Below are 20,307 nucleotides of genomic sequence, written 5' to 3' on the forward strand. Positions count from 1 at the left end.
GCCGCCATGGCGGCCCCTGGGCAGGCCAGGCGGCTCAGCACGGGCGCGTATCGGCAAAGCTGGGGCGCTGCGCCAGCTTGTCCATCAGCTTGCCCAGGTTGGGGTACTCGGTGCGCCAGTCGATCTCGGGAAAGCGAAACTCCAGCCAGCCCAGCGCGCAGCCCACGGCAATGTCCGACAGGCTCAGGTGAATCCCGCTGCAAAACGGTTTGTCGCCCAGGCCCTGGCTCATGGACTTCACACCCTCGTTGACCTTGCTCAGCTGGCGGTCGATCCAGGCCTGGCTGCGCTCGCCGTCCTTGCGGTGGGCCCAGGTGGCTTCCAGGCGCGCCAGCACGCCGGCGTCCATCACGCCGTCGGCCAGCGCCTCCCAGGTTTTGACCTCGGCGCGCTCGCGGCCCTGCGCCGGGATGAGCTTGCCCACGGGCGACAGGGTGTCCAGGTACTCGACGATCACGCGCGAGTCAAACACGGCTTCGCCGCCCTCCATCACCAGGCAGGGCACCTTGCCCAGCGGGTTGGACGTGACGATCGTGGAGTCCTCAGCCCAGACGTTTTCCTGGACGAACTGGTAGTCGAGCTTTTTCTCGGCCATCACGATCCGTACCTTGCGGACATAGGGGCTGGCCGAGGATCCGATCAGTTTCATGGCGTGTTTTCCGGTGCGCGGGATGTGCAGATCCATATGTTGATTGATTCTATCGGCACCCGCACCGCGCCGACCAAGCCCTGGGGAACGGCGCATGGCGTGCCACCTACAATCACGGGCCATGAGCCTGTCCACCATCACCGCCCTGTCGCCGCTTGACGGCCGTTATGCCAACAAACTGGCCGCCCTGCGCCCCATCATGAGCGAGCATGGCTATATGCACCGCCGCGTGCAGGTAGAGGTGGCCTGGTTCATTGCGCTGTCGGACGCTGGTTTTGCAGAGTTCAAACCCCTGACCACCGGCGCGCGCGCCTATCTGCTGGGGCTGGTCAAAAACTTTTCAGAAGCCGACGCGACAGCGATCAAAGTGATCGAAAAAACAACAAACCACGACGTCAAGGCGGTCGAATACTGGATCAAGAGCAAGTTCGAAGCCCGGCCCGAACTGGAAAGGGCATCGGAATTCGTGCACTTTGCCTGCACCAGCGAAGACATCAACAACACCAGCCATGCGCTGCAATTGCGTTCGGGCCGCGACCAGGTCATCTTGCCGGGGCTCGATCGCGTGGTGCTCAAGCTGCGCGAGATGGCGCATGCCCATGCCGACGTGCCCATGCTCAGCCGCACGCATGGCCAGACCGCCAGCCCCACCACCGTGGGCAAGGAAATGGCCAACGTGCTGGTGCGCTTGCAGGCCGCCTGCGACCGCATCGCTGCCGTCAAGATCATGGGCAAGATGAACGGGGCCGTGGGCAACTACAACGCCCACCTGTCGGCCTGGCCCGACTTCGACTGGGAGGCCTTCAGCAAAAAGGTCGTCGAAACGCCGGAGCCGCTGGGTCTGGGGCTGACGTTCCAGCCGTATTCCATCCAGATCGAGCCGCACGACTACATGGCCGAGTTGTTTGATGCCGTGGCGCGCGCCAACACCATCCTCATCGACCTGTCGCGCGACATCTGGGGCTATGTGAGCCTGGGCTACTTCAAACAGCGCCTGAAGGCGGGGGAGATCGGCTCGTCCACCATGCCGCACAAGGTCAATCCCATCGACTTCGAGAACGCCGAAGGCAACCTGGGCCTGGCCAACGCGCTGCTGCGCCACCTGTCCGAGAAACTGCCCATCAGCCGCTGGCAGCGCGACCTGACCGACAGTACCGTGCTGCGCAACATGGGTGTGGCCCTGGGCTACGCCGCGCTGGCCTATGCGTCGTTGCTGACGGGCCTGAACAAGCTGGAGCTGAACGAAGAAGCCCTTGCACAAGATCTGGACGCCTCCTGGGAAGTGCTGGCCGAGCCCATCCAGACCGTGATGCGCCGCTATGGCGTGCAGGGCGCCTACGAAAAGCTCAAGGAAGTCACCCGCGGCAAGACCGTGACGGCCGAGGCGCTGCACGGGCTGATCCGCTCGCTGGACATCCCCCAGCCCGAAAAAGACCGCCTGCTGGCCATGACCCCGGGCAGCTACGTGGGCAAGGCGGCCGAGCTGGCGCGCCGGGTCTGAGCGCCAGAGGGTTTTGTTGGTTGTTTTGGCCTCTCGCGCCTGTCACATCAGCGCGGGCTGCTATCTTTTTTACGGGCAGTCATGGCCATCAAGTCCACCATTTTCAAGGCGAACCTGCAAATCGCCGACATCGACCACGGCTACTACGCCGACCATGCGCTGACGCTGGCCCGGCATCCGAGCGAGACCGACGAGCGCATGATGGTGCGCCTGGCCGCGCTGGCCATCCAGGCGCATGAGCTCAACGACACCTGCCATGGCGACGGCACGCTCGCCTTCGGGGCTGGCTTGTCCGACCCCGATGACCCGGATGCGTCTCTCACCGATTTCACGGGGCGCAAGCGGGTGTGGATCGAGGTCGGCCAGCCCGAAGACAAACCGCTGACCAAGGCCTGCAGCAAGGCCGATGCGGTGATCGTGTACTGCTTTCACCACGCGGCCGAGGTGTGGTGGAGGGGCATCGAAACCAAGCTGTCGCGCCTGGACAAGCTGCAGGTCTGGCGCATCCCGTCCGACGCGTCGCAGGCCCTGGCCCAGTTGGCCGAGCGCAGCATGCAATTGCAGGCGACCGTGCAGGAGGGCGCGCTCACGCTCAGCAGCACGCTGGGCAGCGTGCATGTGGAGCCGGTGCGCTGGAAGTAGGTCGGGGCGAGTTTTGCAGAGTTTTAAGCCAGTTACGCACGACGGGTAGGGGTTTGTAGCTACTTAAATCATAGCAAACACATCGGGCGGCACCTGTTGCCGCGGTTGCGCAGGGTGCCAGAGCGGCGGCCTGCGATCAGACCGGCGCAGCCCCGGCGGGCGGTGCCACGGGGCCTTCGGCGGCACGCTCTGCATAGCGGTTGAACCGCCACGCCGAGTGCTCCAGCGTGATGCGCCGCCACACGCTGCGTTTTTCCGCCGGGGTCAAGCCTGGCCAGAACTGCACCTCATCGAAAGTGCGGCCGCAACCCTTGCACAGATCGTCCCCCTGGCTGGTCGAGCAGATGGCGATGCACGGCGTATCGGGCGTCGTCTCATACCAGGCCTGCCAGGCGGCCCGGGCGGGAGGCGACAGGGCATCCTCGTCAACGGTGGTCTCGTGGGCATAGACCATGCGTGCGTACAGCTCTGCCAGCGCGTGCAATACGGGTGCCAGCGTGATGCCGTCGGGCGATGGCGTGAGCGCTCGCCAGTGGTTGATGGCCGCTTCAATGTCGGTGATATGGATGTGTGCCATGGGACGCGCATGCAGGGCGCTGGATCATAGCCTCATAGCCGTCAGCGGCCTGCTGTGTTGGCCAGGCTCACTCAAGCAGCAAATGCACCGTTGCGGATCCGCAGAATCCACAACACAACGCGCTTGCGTGGCGGCACTGGCGGTGTTCCAATCAAAGGCTTCGAAGGGGAGTAGCTCCCAAACTGCGTTGGGCCTTGGCGTTGCCAAATTGCGCTCAGGGCATGTTGTCGGAAACGTCGTCAATACGAAGCATCGCTTCCGGCGCTCCGGGCCAGGGTCACTTGCGTTGACCAGGCTGAGCAAGACCTTTGATGGGCCCTGTCAGGGCTGATCAAGGACGCCCTTTGCTTGCGGGTCCCCGCGCCCGGGGGCGATTCTTGATTTCCCGACCATGCCCCTGAACGAAGGACGGCTGCGAGTCTGGCAGCTGGCCGCCCTGTTGTCTTTCACTTCGAGGAACGTATGGATTTCTTAACATCCCCTGCATTCTGGCTTGCCCTGGGCCAAATCATCATCATTGACATCTTGCTGGGTGGGGATAATGCTGTGGTCATTGCACTGGCCTGCCGCAAGCTGCCGCCCGCGCAGCGCACCAAGGGAATCATCTGGGGCACTGCCGGTGCCATCGTGCTGCGCGTGGTGCTGATCGCGTTTGCCATGACGCTGCTGGCGCTGCCGTTTCTCAAGTTCGTGGGCGCGATCTTGCTGATCTGGATCGGCGTGAAACTGCTCGCCCCCGATGAGGATGGGCATGGTGATGTGCAGGGCAGCGACAAGCTGCTGGCCGCGATCAAGACCATCATCGTGGCCGACCTGGTGATGAGCGTGGACAACGTCATCGCGATTGCAGGCGCTGCCCAAAACGCGGGTGAACACTCGTTTCTGCTCGTCGTCCTCGGGCTGCTCATCTCCATCCCCATCATCGTCTGGGGAAGCCAGTTGGTGATCAAGCTGATGGACCGTTTTCCCCTCATCATCGTGCTGGGCGGCATGCTGCTGGGCTGGATCGCCGGTGGCATGCTGGTCACCGACCCGGTGTTTGCCAACGGCGACCAATGGCAGTGGATGGTGAAACTTCCGCAGACCGACTGGATCAAGTACGGGGCAAGCGTCGCCGGCGCTTTGCTTGTGCTTTCTATCGGCAAGGCCGTGCTGGCACGCCGCGCAGCGGCGGGCCCCGCTGGCGCGTAGCGTCCGAAACCGGTCCCGACGGCGCTGCCCCTGCTTTGGGCCACAGCGCACCAAGGGCCAGCATCGTCATGGCAAGGAGTTGTGGATGGACAAGTTCATTGTTTTCGTTGACGACGCCGCCACAGCGCAGCAGGCGCTGGCTTCGCTCCTGGCGCGCCAGCCCTCGGCCCGCGCACACTGGTTGCTGGTCGCCTGCGCCCCGCGCATGACGCACCGTATCAGCAAGTGGGCCAGCCATCGTTCCCGTGAAAACTGGCGCGACCAATGGGCCGACAAGCTGTTCGCGCAGATCCTGCCAACCTTGCCCGCGCATGCAGGCATTGTCACGACCATGCTCGCCAAAGCCCCCCTGGCCGAACTGACGGCGCAGTTGCAGGCCGGGCAATCGGCCCCTGTGCAGGTGATCGACCTGCGCCGCCCCCGTGGCTTGACCGCGGAGCCGCCGGCGGCGGTTGACCCGCGCTGGTCGGGGCTGCCCGGCAACCTGGGCAGCTTGCTCACAGGCGTTGGCCTGTTGTCCATGCTCGGGTTCGATTAGGCTGAACACGCTCAAGCGTTTGGAGGCTGTCGTGTGCAAGCGGCAGCGGCGCGGCCACCGCGTGGGCGCTGCCGTCGGCCCGGTGCTATTCTTGCGGCATGAAACTGCTTGTTAAATGGCTGCTTTGCGCGGCCTCCCTGCTTTTCGTAGCCTACGTCTATAGCGGCGTGCAGGTTGAAAGCTTCACCTCGGCGTTGATCGCGGCCTTTGTCATCGGCCTGTTCAATGCGGTGGTGCGCCCGGTGCTGGTCCTGCTCACCCTGCCCGTGACCATCGTCACCCTGGGGCTTTTTCTGTTCGTCATCAACGCGCTCATGTTCTGGGCGGCGGCCTCGGTGTTGGACGGGTTTCATGTCACCGGGTTTGGTGCCGCCCTGCTGGGCTCGCTCATCTACTCCGCGCTGGGAGTCGTGATCGAATCAGCGCTCGGCGGCCTGTTCGCGAAGCAGTAGCGCCACGGCACGCAAGCGGGTGTCGATGATGGACGCCTCGATGTGGTCTGCGGCCGAACTGCTGCGCCGCGCAATGTCCTGCCCGGCCTTGAAGCGGTCCACTGCGGCTGCATAGTCATACCGCGCCGCGTGCGCCTCGGCCTCGGCGCGGATGGCACGCAGCGGCTGGCCCACCGCCTGCCAGATGGAGGCCAGCAGTTGCCACGCGGTCGCATCGCGCGGGTGGTTTGTCACCCAGGTCTGCAGCCGGCCGGTCAGCACCGCGGGGTCGGCTGCGGCCCGGTCGCGCACAAATGCCTGCGCTTGCATCAACAGTTCGGGGCGTCGGCCCGGCGACGCCCCCGAGCCGGCCGCAAGCTTGGCCATGGCGGCTGCTGTGTCGCCAGCGGCCAGCTCCACCTCGGCTGCCAGCAGCGTGGCCAGCCGGTATCCGGCAGGGTCGGGTTGGGTCAGATCGAGCAACTTGCGGGTCAGCGTGCGGGCGGTCTGGCTGTCCCGCAGCACACTGCTTGCCAGGGCGGCTGCGTAGAGCGCGCTGGCGCGTTTGGCAGGGCCTTGCGCCGAAAAGCCGCTGCCCTGCGGTTCGGCAACCCATTGCCGCAGCACATCCACGCCCGGGTTGGCAAGCACACGGGCTCGCGCCGCCATCATGCCCGCCTCCAGCACAGGTGCCGCCACATCCAGCGGCTTGGGCGCGGCGCCAGGGGGCAGGCGCGAGTGCATGTCGGCCATGCGCTCGGTGGTCAGCGGGTGGCTGCGCAGATACGGCCACGAGCCGTTGTCGTTAAGCCGGTTGGCCTGCTGCAGTTTGTCGAACATGCCGGTAAAACCCTGTGGCGCAAACCCTGCGGGCGCCATCAGGCCGTAGCCAATCCGGTCGGCCTCGCGCTCCATGTCGCGCGAGAAGTTCAGTTGGTTCTGAATGGCCAAGGCCTGGCCGCCCACCACCAGCGCCTGCGTGGCCGCCGGATTTTTGCTGGCCGCCAGCGCGCCCAGCACCATGGCCCCCAGCAGCAGCGGTGTTTGCCTGCTTTGCTGGGTCAGCAGCCGCGAGATGTGCCGCTGCGTCACATGGCTGAGCTCATGCGCCAGCACCGAGGCCAGTTCGTCACGTGTTTCCACGACACCGATCAACCCCAGATGAAGGCCGAGGTAGCCCCCCGGCAGCGCGAAGGCATTGACCGTCCGGTCGCGCCCCAGAAGAATCTCCCATGCAAAGCGCTCGTCCAGCTCCGGCGTCAGTTCCCCGCGTGCGCGTGCTGCCGCCACCAGCGGCTGCCAGATCGACTGCACGTACTCCCCCAAAACCGCATCGTCGATGTAATCCGGGTCACGGTAAAGCTCGCGGATGATGCGGTCGCCCAGACGGCGTTCGGCGTTCACCGTCAGGTCGCTGCTGTCGCCCAGGGTGGGCAGCGACACCTGCGCGGGTGCCGCCCCCGGAAGCGCCAACAGGGCAGTTGCTACTAAAAAAATAGCAAACTGTGCTTTATTGGCGAGCGGCAGAGGCAAAAATGACTTCAATGGTGGCATGTGCAAACCTTGCTCGGGCGGGGTGTTCGCGCCCGCATCAGACCGTATGTACACCGTATGATGCCTTTGCCCGCATTTAGATCCACCACCGCCTGCCATGACTGCCACCCTATCACCGCTGACCCACTTCGACGCCCAAGGCCAGGCCCACATGGTGGACGTGGGTGCCAAGCCCGCCACCCACCGGGTTGCGGTGGCAACCGGGCGCATTGAAATGCTGCCAGCGACCCTGGCCTTGATTGAATCGGGCACCGCCAAAAAGGGTGACGTCTTGGGCATCGCGCGCATTGCCGCCATACAGGCCGCCAAAAAAACGAGCGACCTGATTCCGCTGTGCCATCCACTGGCGCTCACGCGCGTCGCCGTGGAGTTTGAACCCGCCAGCCAGTCGGTGCCCGATGCCGTGGGCATCACCTGCACGGCCACCGTGGAAACCGTGGGCCCCACCGGGGTGGAGATGGAAGCCCTGATGGCCGTGCAAGTGGCTTTGTTGACGATCTACGACATGTGCAAAGCGGTGGACCGGGGCATGACCATCCACCACGTGCGCGTTGCCGAAAAGCACGGCGGAAAATCGGGCAGCTTCGTCGCTTGATTCGTCGCCCCTGATTTGTTCAACCTATTGAGTCGGCATCAACCAACTTGAATGCGTTGATGCGGTTCGAAGCTCTGCGCAAGGCTTCGACAGGCTCAGCCCGAACGGCTGGTTCAAGTTCAAAGGTGCCGACTCAATAGGGGAAGGCAATTGCGCAAGCCGGAGGCCCGACACAGTCAGCGTTCAGCGACATCGAGGAAGCGTTGTTGAACGCCCAGGATGCAGGCGACGCCCAGGCACTGGGAGCGGCCCTTGCGGCGGGGGCCAACCCCAACCTGCTCTCGCCAAGCGGCTCCTCCATGTTGATGCTGGCGGCCCACCGAGGGCAACTGGAGCACATCGAACTGCTGTTGCAGGCAGGGGCAGACCCCGACATGCGACAGACCCGCAAGGATAGCGAGCGCGGCGATACGGCGCTGCTGCGGGCGTTCTACGGCGGGCAACTGGCGGCTGCCCAGCGCCTGGTGCAGGCAGGTGCCCGTCTGGACGCCCGCAACCGGTGGGATTGGGGTGTCGTGCACATGGCGGCGCAAAGCGGTTGCGTGCCGTGTCTGCAGTGGTTGGCTGAGCGGGGACAGGCACTGGATGCGCCTGCGCCCGCGAGCCGTGGTGAAACCCCGGCGATGCTGGCGGCTGCCAAGGGCCGCATCCTGGCTTTGGAGTGGCTGGAATCACGGGGGGTCGACCTATGGCGTACGGATCCGCACGGAAAGAATGCCCTGGACTGGGCGAAGTGGGGTAACCAGCGGGAGGCGGAGCGCTGGCTGCTCGAACGCCAGCTGCGCTGATGACGAACAGTACCCCGCTCGTGGAGCGATGCTCCACATTCCCATGGAGCGGTGGGCAAAGCCCTGTGGTTTTGCTATTGTTTCAGGAGTAAAGTTCTTTTGTTTGCAGGCGCCATAGGCCCATCGGAGTGGATTTTTTCACAGACGGCAGTCCTTGAGTGCTGGACGATTCGAGCCGCGTGCGCCCGCGGGTTGGTCGTGACCCAGATCACCGGACCTGCTTTTTCTCCAGCTTGCGGATCAGCGTGCGGCGATGCATTCCGAGGCGTCGCGCGGCTTCGGACAGATTGAACTCGGTCTGTGCCAGCACTTCGTTGATGCGTTCCCATTCCAACGTCTTGATGGAACTGGAGCGGTTGGTGAGCTCCACCTCAGTGCTGCCGGCCCGCAGGCCGAACGCAGCCTCGATGTCGTCGGTGTTGGAGGGCTTGGCCAGGTAGTGGCAGGCGCCCAGCTTGACTGCCTCGACGGCGGTGGCGATGCTGGCAAACCCGGTCAAAACCACGATGAGCATGTCCGCATGAGCGCCCCGCAGCGTCTGCACGCAGGCTAATCCCGAAGCCTCGCCCTTGAGCTTGAGGTCTACCACAGCGAAGCCGGGGCAATGCTCCTTCAAGAGAGCCTGGACTTCTAAAAGGCTTGCCGCCTGCAATACGCGATAGCCGCGGCGCTCGAAAGAGCGGGCTAGCGTGCGTGCGAAGGCTTCATCGTCCTCAACGATCAGAAGCTGGCGCGGTGTCTGTGGGCTGTCCATGTCGCTGTCTATCAAACCTTCTCGGGAAGCGCTATGGCTGCTAGCGGTAATTCGATCGTGACCTCAGCGCCTCCCTCGGGCCGGTTGCGGGCAGTGACATTTCCGCCCAGGGTGCGGGCCACGTTCAGGACCAAGTACAACCCAAGGCCACCGCCAGGGCGGTTCTTGGATGATTGGTAGGGGGTCCCCAGTCTGGCTAGCATGTCGGAGGCGAACCCTGGGCCGGCGTCCGTCACGGCAATGCGCAGCGCATCGTCTTGCCGTGTCACGGAGAGCCGTACCCATCCGGGCGAAGCGTCGCGCGCATTGTCGAGCACATTGAAAACCATTTGCTTGAGCGTGGTGTCTGAGACCATGGGGGTGTCTGTGCCGAACCCGTTGACGTAGTCGAACTGCTGTAAGGACCGGGTGCTGTGCCACTCATGGGCCAACGCATCGACAAACGAGCGCACGGTGGTCAGTGCCGAGGCCTCCCCGCGCGTTTCGCCGGCCGACAGCAGGATGCCGCTGACGATGCTTTTGCAGCGCTGCACCTGCGTCTGCATCTCTGCAATTTCCTCCCGTAGCGACGGGTTTGCCGCGAGTCGCTTGTCGTGCTGCCAGTCGCCCAGGATCACGGCCAGCGTCGCCAGCGGCGTGCCCAGCTCGTGCGCCGCGCCCGAGGCCAGCAGACCCATACGCACAATATGCTCCTCTTCGACCCGTCGGCGTCGAGCCGCTGCCAGTCGCGCGTCACGCTCGCGCAAATTGCGGTGAATGCGGGTGATGAACACCATGACGAGTGTGGCATTCAGTACAAAGCACACCAGCAGGCCCATCGTATACAGGCTCGACAGGCCCTGGTCCAGTTCCAGGGGCAAGGCCAGCGGCATGTGGTGTTCGGCCAGCGCGGCGAAGCATGCAATGGTGATGGCCACGATGGTCCAGATATACGCGCCACGCAACAGCACGGCCCCCAGCGTGATCTGCAGCAGGTATAAAAACACAAAAGGGTTGCTGGTGCCTCCGCTCAGATACAACTGCACCGTGAGCACCGAGACGTCGATCAGCAGCGCCAGGAACAGCTCGACGTTGTGGACCGGCCGACCAATTCGCAGCCGTAGCAGACTCGCGATATTGAAAAGCGCCAGACAACCTACCACCATCAGCATTTCGCGCACCGGTATTTGCAGTGCCAGGGTGTAATGGGCCAGTTCGATGGTGAGTACCTGTCCGACCACAGCGGTCCAGCGCAGTTGGATCAGCTGTTGCAAATTCTTGACGCCTGCCGTGGCGTCAGCCGCGCGCGCTGTGCTGCGCTGTGTCAGCAGGGTTGCGGCCGCGGGATGTGCGTCAGTGGGTTGGGGAATCATCGGGGCAGGAGTGGGCGGAGCCTTCGTCGGAGGGGGCCAACGACTGCTCGTAGCGTGCCACATGCCAGCCACCCACCACAACCATAAGGGCAAGGCTGTACCAGGTCAGGATGTAGACCAGGTGGCTGTTGTGAAAGCGGATGACGGTCATACCGGCACGGGGCCAGGTGTTCGCTCCGGCATTGCGAGCATCCGAGTCCCCGTTGCTGCCAGGTGCTGCGGCGGTGGGATTGGGCAAGCCGGCATCGATAAAAAAGGGGGCCGCGTACGGCAGGCCTAGTGCGCTACTGATGGCCGTGACGTCGCGCGAGAACCAGCGTCCTTCCAAAGCGTCGTTGCTGCGCAGAAATCCTCCGCCTGGCTCGGTGATGCGCAACAGGCCGCTAATCTGCACAGTGCCGGAGGATGTCTCGGTATCCGTGTCTGGCTCGGCCGCGGCAGATACTGGCGGTAGCCAGCGGTTGCGCTGGTCTTGCGGAACAAACCCGCGATTGACCAGCACTTGGGTGCCGTCATCGCGTTGCAGCCCGGAAATGACCCAAAAACCTGCGCCCAGTTCAGTCACCGCAGCGGTAAGGACTGTCTTGCCCGGCAGCCAGCGGCCTTGCAGGGTGACGGGCAGGTATTCAAAATCGGCCGCGCTGACGGTTGGCCAGGTGGCTTCAGAAGGAACGGGGGAGGGCGGTGCATGCACGCGCCCCTCCACGCGTTCGATGAGCGCCAGCTTCCATGCGCGGCGCTCTACCTGCCAGGTGCCCAGGGCCACAAAGCCCAGAAACAGCACCACACCCACCAGCGAAAGCAAGGCCCTGCGAAGGCGCCGGCTGGGCGCAGCGGCAGGCGTGGTGGTGGCGGTCAAGGTGTTGAATGCCCCGGTGCTTTATGCAGCGCGGGCACCGGTGGAGTAGTGTGGTCCGGCATCATGTTGGCGTTCATGTTGTACATCACCCAGAGCGTGCCGCTGATGGTGATGGCCACAAACACCACCGTGAAGATGGTGGCCAGCAGCGTCCAGCCGCCCTCGATCTTGCCGTTCATGTGCAGGAAGTACACCATGTGCACCAGGATCTGCACCACGGCGAATGCGCCCAGCACCATGACGGCGGTGTTGCGTTCGGTGATGACCTTGGCCATGACCAGCCAGAACGGGATGGCCGTCAGGATGACTGACAGCACAAAGCCCGTCATGTAACCCGAGAAGGTGCTGTGCGGCTCGTCACCGTGGTGGTCATGATCGCCGTGGTGGTCGTGCGCGTCGGCATGGGTTGTTGTGTGTTGTGCGCTCATTTACAGCACCCCTATCAGATACACAAAGGTAAAGACGCCGATCCAGACCACGTCCAGGAAGTGCCAGAACATCGACAGGCACATGAGGCGGCGGTTGTTCTCTGGGATCAGCCCGTGCTTGCTGATCTGCACCATCAGCACCACCAGCCAGATCACGCCAAACATGACGTGCAGGCCGTGCGTGCCCACCAGAGCAAAGAAGGCTGACAGGAAGGCGCTGCGCTGCGGCGTGGCGCCCTGGCCGATAAGGTGGGCGAACTCATAGATTTCCAGGCCCAGGAAGCACAGGCCCAGCACACCCGTGATGCCCAGCCACACCAGCGTGCCGCGCACATCGTTTTGCTGCTTGCGCAGCATGGCAAAGCCAAAGGTGATGGAAGACAGCAGCAGGAAGGCCGTGTTGATGGCCACCAGCGTCAGATCAAAGAGCTGTGCACCCGTAGGGCCTGCTGCGTAGCTGCGGCCCAGCACGCCAAAGGTGGCAAACAGCGCTGCAAAAATGAGGCAGTCGCTCATCAGGTACAGCCAGAAGCCCAGTGCCGTGCCGTTGGGCGGGTGCGGCTCGCGCGCAAGGTGGTAGGCGCGGGCAGGCATTGCCGCGGCGCCGTTGGCGGAAAGGCGGATATCAGACATGGCTGGCGCTCAGTTGTTGTGTGCGGATGCGTTCGGTCTCGGCCACCTGGGCGGCAGGGATGTAGAAGTCGCGCTTGTAGTTGAACGTGTGGGCAATGGACACCGCCAGCAGCGCCACGAACGACACGCCGGCCAGCAGCCACATGTGCCAGATCAGCGCAAAGCCGAACACCAGCGAGATGCCTGAGATCACTGCACCGGCCCAGGTGTTCGCAGGCATGTGGATCGGCTGGAAGCCGGCCAGCGGGCGCTGGTAGCCGTGGCGCTTCATGTCCCACCAAGCGTCAATCTCATACACCACGGGTGTGAAGGCGAAGTTGTAGTCCGGCGGGGGCGACGAGGTGGCCCACTCCAGCGTACGGCCATCCCAGGGGTCGCCGGTCCAGTCGCGCAGCTCGTCGCGCTTGAGGTGGCTCACCACCAGCTGGATGATGAAGCAGGCAATGCCTGCAGCGATCATGGCGGCGCCAATGGCGGCGATCACGAACCAGATCTGAAGCGATGGGTCTTCAAAGTGGCTCACGCGTCGCGTGACGCCCATCAGGCCCAGCACATACAGCGGACCAAAGGCCACCCAGAAGCCCACCACCCACAGCCAGAACGAGCGCAGGCCCCAGGTGCGGTCGAGCTTGTAGCCAAAGGCCTTGGGGTACCAGTAGTTGATGCCGGCAAACAGGCCAAACAGCACGCCGCCGATGATCACATTGTGGAAGTGCGCAATGAGAAACAGGCTGTTGTGCAGCACGAAGTCGGCCGGGGGCACGGCCAGCAGCACGCCGGTCATGCCGCCAATGGCGAACGTGATCATGAAGGCCACCGTCCACATCATGGGCAGCTCGAACCGGATGCGGCCCTTGTACATGGTGAACAGCCAGTTGAAGATCTTCGCGCCCGTCGGGATCGAGATGATCATCGTTGTGATGCCGAAAAACGTATTTACGCTGGCTCCCGAGCCCATGGTGAAGAAGTGGTGAAGCCACACCAGGTATGACAGGATCGTGATGACCACCGTGGCATACACCATCGACGTGTAGCCGAACAGACGCTTCTTGCAGAACGTGGCCACCACTTCCGAGAAGATGCCGAAGCAAGGCAGGATCAGGATGTAGACCTCTGGATGGCCCCAGATCCAAATCAGGTTCACGTACAGCATGGCGTTGCCGCCCAGGTCGTTCGTGAAGAAGTTGGTTCCCAAATACCGGTCGAGCGACATCAATACCAAAGCTGCGGTCAGCACGGGGAACGAGGCCACGATGAGCGCATTGGTGCACAGCGCTGTCCACGTGAAGATGGGCATCTTCATCAGGTTCATGCCCGGCGCGCGCATCTTGACGATAGTCACGATCAGGTTGATACCCGAGAGCGTGGTGCCCACCCCCGCGATCTGCAGTGACCAAATGTAGTAATCCAGCCCCACGCCCGGGTTCTGCGCCCCCAGGTTGGACAGCGCCAGCCAGCCGGAGGTGGAGAACTCGCCCAGGAACAGCGACACCATGACCAGCACGGCACCGGCCGTGGTCATCCAGAAACTGAAGTTGTTCAGGAACGGGAACGACACGTCGCGCGCGCCGATCTGCAGCGGCACCAGGTAGTTCATCAGGCCCGTGACCAGCGGCATCGCCACGAAGAAGATCATGATCACGCCATGGGCGGTGAAGATCTGGTCGTAGTGGTGCGGCGGCAGGTAGCCCGCGTTTTCGCCAAAGGCCATGGCCTGCTGCAGCCGCATCATCACGGCGTCGGCAAAGCCGCGCAGCAGCATCACCAGGCCCAGGATCATGTACATGATCCCGATTTTTTTATGGTCGATGCTGCAGATCCAGTCGCGCCAGAGAGGGCCCCACAGACGGTGTTTGGTCAGCCCCGCCATCACGACGAGGCCGCCCAGCATGGTGGCTACAAAGGTCCAGAGCACGATCGGGTCGTGCGCCATTGGTATCGAGTCCCAGGTGATGCGACCCAGGGCCCAATGCGGTTCAGTGGGGATGACGGAGGACATAGGTACTTTTAGTGGCTGCGGTTTAGCAGGCGTTGGGCCGGCTGGCTGAGCGTGGGTATGCGAATCATTGGGCGATGACCCTTGCAGGAGCGGCGTTCCGCGCGGCGGTGCTGGCGACTATCTGTGCAGCGTTTTGTGAGGTGCAAACGTCTTGGGGCAGGTTCAGGCCGGCGGCGCGCATGTAGGCCTCGCCGCCGCGCTCATCGATCACCATCATGTGGTGCATGCACATCTGACCGTCTTCGACGCAGCGGTTGAGTACCTTGTTGTACAGGCCTTCTTCCACGCGGCCGAAGCGCTGCGCCGGGTCGCGGGTGCTGGGTTTCACCAGATTTCGGTAGGTCTGCTTGTCCAGCGCCTTGCCCTCGGTTTTGGCGGTCTGCACCCACTGTGCAAAGTCGGCATCGCTCAGGCCGTGGAACTTGAACGTCATGCCCGAAAAACCAGCACCGCTGTAGTGCGAGGAAAGCCCCTTGTACACGCCGGGCTTGTTGATCACGGCGTTCAGCTCGGTCTGCATGCCGGGCATGGCATAGATCATGCCGGCCAGGTCGGGAACGAAGAACGCGTTCATCGTCGAGGTGGCCGTCAGCTTGAAGATGATCGGGCGGTCCACCGGTGCAGCCAGCTCGTTCACCGTGGCAATGCCCTGCTCAGGATAGAAAAACAGCCACTTCCAGTCCATGGCCACTACCTGCACTTCGAGTGGTCGCACCTGGGGCGTGAGCGGCTTGTCGGCAGAGATGCGATCCAGCGGGCGGTATGGGTCGAGCTTGTGTGTGCCGATCCAGGTCAGAGCGCCCAGTGCAATGATGATCAGCAAAGGCACTGTCCAGATCACCAGCTCCAGCCTGGTCGAATGGTGCCAGTCGGGGGCGTAGTCGTCCTCGGTATTGGCGGCGTTGTTATGCCGGTATTTCCAGGCAAACCACAGCGTGAGCGCGATCACCGGCACGATGATGATGAGCATGAGGACAGTGGCCTGGACTACTAAAAGCCCCTGCTGCGAGGCCACGTCGCCAGCCGGGTTCAGGACAACCGCCTTGCTACAGCCGGCGAGGGCGACCGAGGCAGCCACGGCGGCCAGCCACGCGGGCCTGCGGGGAGTGAAGGTTTTGGACATTTCAAAAGCGCTCGTTGCGCGCGTTGATTTCAGGATCTCTGCAAAACCCTCGCGAGGACGCGGCGATGCGCATCGGGTTGGGCCACCAGGTGCTTTGGGCAGCCCGTAGCCTCGCTAAGGGCAAGGAAAGCATCGCGGTGGACTGCCCGAGCCAGCGCCCGCGTAGACCGCAGGGGGTTGTGCAGAGGATTCTTTAGGGTAAACGCTGATAACGGTGACCGATGGAATGTAAAAGGCCTAGCCTTTTTGTCGATTGGACATTTTGTCCAAGGTCAAAGTCAGGACAGGCGCGACACCCTGCCCGATCAACACAAGCGACCGTGTCCTGTGCGCTGGTTAGCGAAAGCCCAGTTGTGGGTCTGCCGGGGGCGGTGTAAAACGTGGATCATTGCACTGCACAACGTCAAGGAGTCCCGTTCATGCGCAGCCCCGCCACTGGTGCCTATCCGGCCGTAGGCTTTGAAGAAAGCCCTGCTTCCCTGTCGCGGGCCGATACCCACGAAGAAGTGACCCCCGGCGAGATCGCCGTGGGCGTAATCATTGGGCGCGCATCGGAGTATTTCGACTTTTTCGTATTTGGAATCGCCTGCGTGCTGGTGTTCCCCTCGCTGCTATTTCCATTCCTTTCGCAGCTTGACGGCACCTTGATGTCATTTGCGTTGTTGGCTGTAGCCTTTGTCTTTCGGCCCATAGGCACGGCGTTGTCGATGGCCATCCAGCGCCGATGGGGGCGGGGCACCAAACTCACCATTGCGCTTTTCTTGTTGGGCGTGTGCACAGTTGGCATGGCCTTCTTGCCTGCGTATTCCAATGTGGGCACGGTCGCCATCGTCGCGCTGGTGTTGCTGCGCATCGGTCAGGGCCTGGCCTTGGGCGGCACCTGGGACGGCCTGCCTTCGTTGCTGGCCATGTCCGCGCCCAAGAATCGCCGCGGCTGGTACGCCATGATCGGCCAGTTGGGTGCGCCGGTGGGCTTTGTCTTGGCTGCCGGTCTGTTTGCCTACCTTTACAGCAGCCTGAGCGTGGAAGAGTTTCTGGCGTGGGGCTGGCGCTACCCGTTCTTCGTGGCCTTTGCCGTGAACGTGGTGGCGCTGTTTGCCCGTCTGCGTCTGGTGGTCGGCCAGTCCTACACCGAGCTGTTGCAAGAGCGCGAATTGCAACCTGTGGCCGTGAGCCGCGTGATGCGTGAAGAAGGCGGCAACGTTCTGCTGGGCGCCTTCGCTGCGCTGGCCAGCTTTGCGCTGTTTCATATCGTGACAGTGTTTCCACTGTCATGGATTGCGATGTATTCCGACCAGCCCATCACCCAGGTGCTGGGGGTGCAGATGGTCGGCGCGGTTCTGGCTGCAGGGGCCATCGTGGTGTCAGGCTGGCTGTCAGACCGGGTGGGCCGCCGCACCCTGCTGGGCTCCATGGCCGTGCTGATCGGCGTGTTCAGCCTGCTGGCCCCCTGGCTGCTGAACGCGGGCACCTTGGGTAACAACATCTTCCTGATCAGCGGCTTTGTGCTACTCGGGCTGTCATACGGCCAAGCCTCGGGCACCGTCACCTCAAACTTTTCTCCCCGGTATCGCTACACGGGAGCTGCGTTGTCTACCGACCTGGCTTGGATGATCGGCGCTGCATTTGCCCCGCTGGTTGCGCTGGGCCTGTCGGCCAAGTTTGGCCTGGGTGCCGTGTCGCTGTACCTGCTGTCGGGCGTGGTGTGTACGCTGGGTGCGCTGCGGATCAATCGGACGGTGGAGCAGCAGCGGGATTGATGGTTGTTGCTATGAAAAACATAGCTATTAAGTCTCTATGGCGTGCGTGCGGCGGCGAAATGAGTAACACCTTAGGTTGGTCCGTTGAAGCCCCGCGCAGAGGGGATCTCAAGGCCCAATGCGTCCCACAGCGTTGCGCGGCGTGGATATTCCTGCTTTCGCGTAGCCATATGTAAGCCACCTGTGCTTTGACGCGGTGCTGGATCTTGACGCATGGCAAACGCTTGAAGTCGCACGAGTGGCTGTTACAGATGGGTGCTGCACGGCCAAAACACGGGCGAGGCTGCGTTGCACCTGTAGCCGCTCGTGACAGGTCTCAAATAACTCCCGTTCAACGGCTCAGATGGGGAAAGAATGGCCCGGACACGAAATCAATCCTGCGGCCGGAACCCGATCGTCAGCGAGGGTGGCACTCGACCGTCCACATCGCGCGGCAGGGTCTCTGTTTTCTCCAATGCGCGCAGCACTGCGTCGTCCCACGCCTTGTTACCGCTCGATTGCACCAGGCGTTTGCCGACGATGGTGCCATCGGGCGACAGGCGCACTTCCACCTCGGCGCGCGGGTTGCCCGAGATGACGTCGGGGTACACGATGTTGGGGCGCACCTTGGCCGCCACCTTGCCGCCGTAGCTGCCTGATGGGCCTGCGCTGCGCTGTGCGGTGCCCGTAGCCGTTTCGCCGCCCGTTGCGCCCGCCAGGCCCTGGATGCGGCGCAGGTTCTCCTCGCGCTGCTTGGCAAGTTGTTTTTCTTCGGCCTCCGCTTTGCGTTTGGCAGCTTCGTCGGCCTTGCGTTTGTCTTCGGCCAGCCTCTTTTGCTTTTCCAGCTCGGCCTTTTTTTGCTCGGCCAGCTGTTTTTCGCGCTCTTTTTCCTTTTGCAGGCGCTCTTTCTTTTGCTGCTCCAGGCGTTCGCGACGTTCTTCTTCCTTGCGCTCACGTTCGCGCTTGTCCCGCTCGGCCTGCTGTTCGTGGGCCTTTTTTTCCTGCTCCAGGCGTTTCTTTTCGCGCTCGATGGCGATGTCGGCCTCACGCGTGTCGGGCGGCTCGGTGGCGCGCGGCGGCGCAGGAGGTGGTGGCGTGGGTACGGCCTGCGGTAGAGGCGGCGGGGGCTCCGGTAGCGGGGGGGGCGCGGATTCTCGCGGCGCGGCCATTTGTGGCACGGCGGCCCACAGCTCGGCTTCTACGGCGGGTTGGTCCGTGTTGGTTTGCCAGTTCACACCCCAGGTCAGTGCGCCGATCAGCACGGCGTGGACCAGCATGGCCAGCGCAATGGCGCGCAGTCGCGCTGGCGGTTGCGGCGGCGTGAACTGGTCGCGGTCGTCGTGGGCTTGCATGGACTGGCGAGCGCTGGGCGGTGGAGGGGTCAACCGCCCTGCTTGACGGACAGGCCCACGCGCTGAACGCCCGCCTTTTGCAGCGCGTCCATGGCCTTGACCACGGTTTCATACTGCACGCCCTTGTCAGCGCTGATCACCACGGCGCTGCCGGGGCCCTGGCCTTTTTGCCAGCGCATGGCCGCGTCGCCGATTTCGCGCTGGTTCAGGCTGCGCGTGGCTTCGGGGGTCTTGAACTGCAGCGAGCCGTCTTTGTTCACAATGACCTGGGCTACCACCTTGGGCATGTTTTTGCCCTTGCCCACGCTGGGTACGTCAATCATGCCGGGCGAGAGCATGGGCGCGGTCACCATGAAGATGATGAGTAGCACCAGCATGACGTCGATGAACGGCACCATGTTGATTTCATTGATGGTGCGTCGGCTGCGGCCGCGGGATGCCAGGGTGGGCATGGTGCTGCGGGCCTTCGTTCAGTGGCCTGAGGCCGTAGGGCCACCAGGCTGGGTTCCCAGATTGCGCTGCAGGATGTTGGAGAACTCTTCGATGAAGGTCTCCTGGTGCGTGGCAACGCGATCAATGTCGCGGGCAAAGTTGTTGTAAGCGATCACGGCAGGGATGGCAGCAAAGAGACCGATGGCGGTGGCCACCAACGCCTCAGCAATGCCAGGGGCTACGGTGGCCAGTGTGACCTGCTCCATACCGGCAAAGCCGGTGAAGGCGTGCATGATGCCCCACACCGTGCCAAACAGGCCTACATAGGGCGATACCGAGCCGACCGAGGCCAGGAATGACAGGCTCGATTCCACCACGTCCATTTCGCGTTGGAAGCTGGCGCGCATGGCGCGGCGAGCGCCGTCCAGCAGCGTGCCAGGGTCGGTAATGCGACGCTCGCGCAGCTTTTGGTATTCACGCATGCCGCTGGCAAAAATGCGCTCCATGGGGCCAGCCTGTTTGGCATTTTGGGCGGCGCTGGCGTACAGGTCGTTCAAACTGGTGCCCGACCAGAATTCACGCTCGAACTCTTCATTCAATGCCTTGACGCGCTTTAAGGCAAACAGCTTGCGAAAGATGGCGGCCCAACTGGCGACCGAGACGGTCACCAGCAGCAGCATGACGAGTTGCACCACCCAGCTGGCTTGCAGCACCAGGGAGATGATGGACATGTTTTGCGAGTTCATTGGGTGAGTTGTTCCACGAGGATCGCTGGGATTCTGGACGGACGCGAGCTGGCTGCATCCACCCATCCGATGCGGATGGTGCCTTCGGCCAGCAGCGCGGGTTGATCATTGGACATATGCTCTGGTTTCAGGAGCGCCTGCTGCACGATTGTCAATGATGCCCGGCCTGCACTTTGCAGGGCTGCGGTCACAATGAGTTCATCGTCCAGGCGGGCGCTGCGGTGGTAGCGCAGATGCGCCTCGGTTACGACAAACATCCCGCCGGTTTGTTCCCGCAATCGTTGTTGGCCGATGCCCAGCGAGCGCAGCCATTCGGTGCGTGCCCGCTCAAAGAACTTGAGGTAGTTGGCATAAAAAACGATGCCCCCGGCATCGGTGTCTTCCCAATACACGCGGATCGGAAATTCAAACGCCATGGCCGCGT

The 20,307-nt window shown here is 63.1% G+C and carries 22 protein-coding genes; 8 read left to right on the top strand and 14 right to left on the bottom strand.

Features of this window, described 5'->3' with window-relative positions; genetic code table 11:
• Positions 1 to 34: 34 nt before the first annotated feature.
• Positions 35 to 649: a glutathione S-transferase N-terminal domain-containing protein gene (locus tag ACK543_RS07065; RefSeq protein WP_409942179.1), complete on the bottom strand. Its 615-nt coding sequence runs from the start codon at positions 647 to 649 to the stop codon at positions 35 to 37.
• 121 nt (positions 650 to 770) lie between these two features.
• Here ACK543_RS07065 and purB point away from each other — a divergent pair, with 121 nt between their 5' ends.
• Complete coding sequence (purB, locus tag ACK543_RS07070) at positions 771 to 2,150, top strand: adenylosuccinate lyase (RefSeq protein WP_409942136.1); 1,380 nt, start codon at positions 771 to 773, stop codon at positions 2,148 to 2,150.
• A gap of 81 nt (positions 2,151 to 2,231) precedes the next feature.
• Positions 2,232 to 2,792 carry a YaeQ family protein gene (locus tag ACK543_RS07075; protein WP_409942137.1) on the top strand — a complete coding sequence of 187 codons (561 nt, stop codon included), beginning with the start codon at positions 2,232 to 2,234 and terminating at the stop codon, positions 2,790 to 2,792.
• 136 nt (positions 2,793 to 2,928) lie between these two features.
• Here ACK543_RS07075 and ACK543_RS07080 read toward each other — a convergent pair whose 3' ends face one another.
• The gene (locus ACK543_RS07080; protein ID WP_409942138.1) at positions 2,929 to 3,369 is read right to left on the bottom strand and encodes a DUF3717 domain-containing protein; all 441 of its coding nucleotides are present in this window, start codon (positions 3,367 to 3,369) and stop codon (positions 2,929 to 2,931) included.
• A 462-nt stretch (positions 3,370 to 3,831) separates the two neighbouring features.
• On the opposite strand from ACK543_RS07080, the gene ACK543_RS07085 reads away from it, so the two are divergent.
• From ACK543_RS07085 to ACK543_RS07095, 3 genes are all read left to right on the top strand, one after another.
• Positions 3,832 to 4,560 carry a TerC family protein gene (locus ACK543_RS07085; RefSeq protein WP_409942139.1) on the top strand — a complete coding sequence of 243 codons (729 nt, stop codon included), beginning with the start codon at positions 3,832 to 3,834 and terminating at the stop codon, positions 4,558 to 4,560.
• A gap of 85 nt (positions 4,561 to 4,645) precedes the next feature.
• The gene (locus tag ACK543_RS07090; protein WP_409942140.1) at positions 4,646 to 5,098 is read left to right on the top strand and encodes a hypothetical protein; all 453 of its coding nucleotides are present in this window, start codon (positions 4,646 to 4,648) and stop codon (positions 5,096 to 5,098) included.
• 98 nt (positions 5,099 to 5,196) lie between these two features.
• Complete coding sequence (locus ACK543_RS07095) at positions 5,197 to 5,550, top strand: phage holin family protein (RefSeq protein WP_409942141.1); 354 nt, start codon at positions 5,197 to 5,199, stop codon at positions 5,548 to 5,550.
• Here the strand turns inward: ACK543_RS07095 and ACK543_RS07100 are convergent.
• Positions 5,518 to 7,083, bottom strand: a complete 1,566-nt coding sequence (locus ACK543_RS07100; RefSeq protein ID WP_409942142.1) for a M48 family metalloprotease — start codon at positions 7,081 to 7,083, stop codon at positions 5,518 to 5,520. The genes ACK543_RS07095 and ACK543_RS07100 overlap by 33 nt on opposite strands.
• A 97-nt stretch (positions 7,084 to 7,180) precedes the next feature.
• Here ACK543_RS07100 and moaC point away from each other — a divergent pair, with 97 nt between their 5' ends.
• Positions 7,181 to 7,678: a cyclic pyranopterin monophosphate synthase MoaC gene (moaC, locus tag ACK543_RS07105; RefSeq protein ID WP_409942143.1), complete on the top strand. Its 498-nt coding sequence runs from the start codon at positions 7,181 to 7,183 to the stop codon at positions 7,676 to 7,678.
• Between the two features lie 206 nt (positions 7,679 to 7,884).
• Complete coding sequence (locus ACK543_RS07110; protein ID WP_409942144.1) at positions 7,885 to 8,466, top strand: ankyrin repeat domain-containing protein; 582 nt, start codon at positions 7,885 to 7,887, stop codon at positions 8,464 to 8,466.
• Positions 8,467 to 8,674: 208 nt separating this feature from the next.
• On the opposite strand, the gene ACK543_RS07115 is transcribed toward ACK543_RS07110, so the two are convergent.
• The 7 genes from ACK543_RS07115 to cyoA form a co-directional block, all read right to left on the bottom strand.
• Entirely contained in the window at positions 8,675 to 9,220 is a 546-nt protein-coding gene (locus tag ACK543_RS07115; protein WP_409942145.1) for a response regulator transcription factor, read from the bottom strand.
• Positions 9,221 to 9,231: 11 nt separating this feature from the next.
• Entirely contained in the window at positions 9,232 to 10,572 is a 1,341-nt protein-coding gene (locus ACK543_RS07120) for an ATP-binding protein (RefSeq protein ID WP_409942146.1), read from the bottom strand.
• Positions 10,553 to 11,431, bottom strand: coding sequence for an SURF1 family protein (locus ACK543_RS07125; protein ID WP_409942147.1), 879 nt, complete (start codon positions 11,429 to 11,431; stop codon positions 10,553 to 10,555). The genes ACK543_RS07120 and ACK543_RS07125 overlap by 20 nt, the downstream gene beginning before the upstream one ends.
• Positions 11,428 to 11,859, bottom strand: coding sequence for a cytochrome o ubiquinol oxidase subunit IV (gene cyoD, locus ACK543_RS07130; RefSeq protein WP_409942148.1), 432 nt, complete (start codon positions 11,857 to 11,859; stop codon positions 11,428 to 11,430). Before cyoD ends, ACK543_RS07125 begins: the two co-directional genes overlap by 4 nt.
• Complete coding sequence (gene cyoC / locus ACK543_RS07135; RefSeq protein WP_409942149.1) at positions 11,860 to 12,492, bottom strand: cytochrome o ubiquinol oxidase subunit III; 633 nt, start codon at positions 12,490 to 12,492, stop codon at positions 11,860 to 11,862.
• Entirely contained in the window at positions 12,485 to 14,491 is a 2,007-nt protein-coding gene (gene cyoB, locus ACK543_RS07140; protein ID WP_409942150.1) for a cytochrome o ubiquinol oxidase subunit I, read from the bottom strand. Before cyoB ends, cyoC begins: the two co-directional genes overlap by 8 nt.
• Positions 14,492 to 14,555: 64 nt before the next feature.
• A complete protein-coding gene (gene cyoA, locus ACK543_RS07145; protein WP_409942151.1) occupies positions 14,556 to 15,614 on the bottom strand; it encodes a ubiquinol oxidase subunit II in 1,059 nt (352 codons plus the stop codon).
• A gap of 419 nt (positions 15,615 to 16,033) precedes the next feature.
• Here cyoA and ACK543_RS07150 point away from each other — a divergent pair, with 419 nt between their 5' ends.
• Positions 16,034 to 17,374, top strand: a complete 1,341-nt coding sequence (locus ACK543_RS07150) for an MFS transporter (RefSeq protein ID WP_409942152.1) — start codon at positions 16,034 to 16,036, stop codon at positions 17,372 to 17,374.
• A gap of 371 nt (positions 17,375 to 17,745) precedes the next feature.
• Here the strand turns inward: ACK543_RS07150 and tolA are convergent, their stop codons facing one another.
• Genes tolA through ACK543_RS07170 form a run of 4 tightly spaced genes read right to left on the bottom strand, consistent with a single transcriptional unit; the run spans position 17,746 to position 20,299 of the window.
• Positions 17,746 to 18,705, bottom strand: a complete 960-nt coding sequence (gene tolA / locus ACK543_RS07155) for a cell envelope integrity protein TolA (protein WP_409942153.1) — start codon at positions 18,703 to 18,705, stop codon at positions 17,746 to 17,748.
• Between the two features lie 29 nt (positions 18,706 to 18,734).
• Positions 18,735 to 19,157 (bottom strand): biopolymer transporter ExbD, encoded by a 423-nt coding sequence (locus ACK543_RS07160; protein ID WP_409942154.1) that lies wholly within the window; start codon positions 19,155 to 19,157, stop codon positions 18,735 to 18,737.
• Between the two features lie 18 nt (positions 19,158 to 19,175).
• Positions 19,176 to 19,883 (bottom strand): protein TolQ, encoded by a 708-nt coding sequence (gene tolQ / locus ACK543_RS07165; RefSeq protein WP_409942155.1) that lies wholly within the window; start codon positions 19,881 to 19,883, stop codon positions 19,176 to 19,178.
• The gene (locus ACK543_RS07170; RefSeq protein WP_409942156.1) at positions 19,880 to 20,299 is read right to left on the bottom strand and encodes a YbgC/FadM family acyl-CoA thioesterase; all 420 of its coding nucleotides are present in this window, start codon (positions 20,297 to 20,299) and stop codon (positions 19,880 to 19,882) included. Before ACK543_RS07170 ends, tolQ begins: the two co-directional genes overlap by 4 nt.
• Positions 20,300 to 20,307: the final 8 nt, after the last annotated feature.

The sequence above is a fragment of the Acidovorax sp. genome, assembly GCF_046341535.1.
GTDB lineage: Bacteria > Pseudomonadota > Gammaproteobacteria > Burkholderiales > Burkholderiaceae_C > Acidovorax.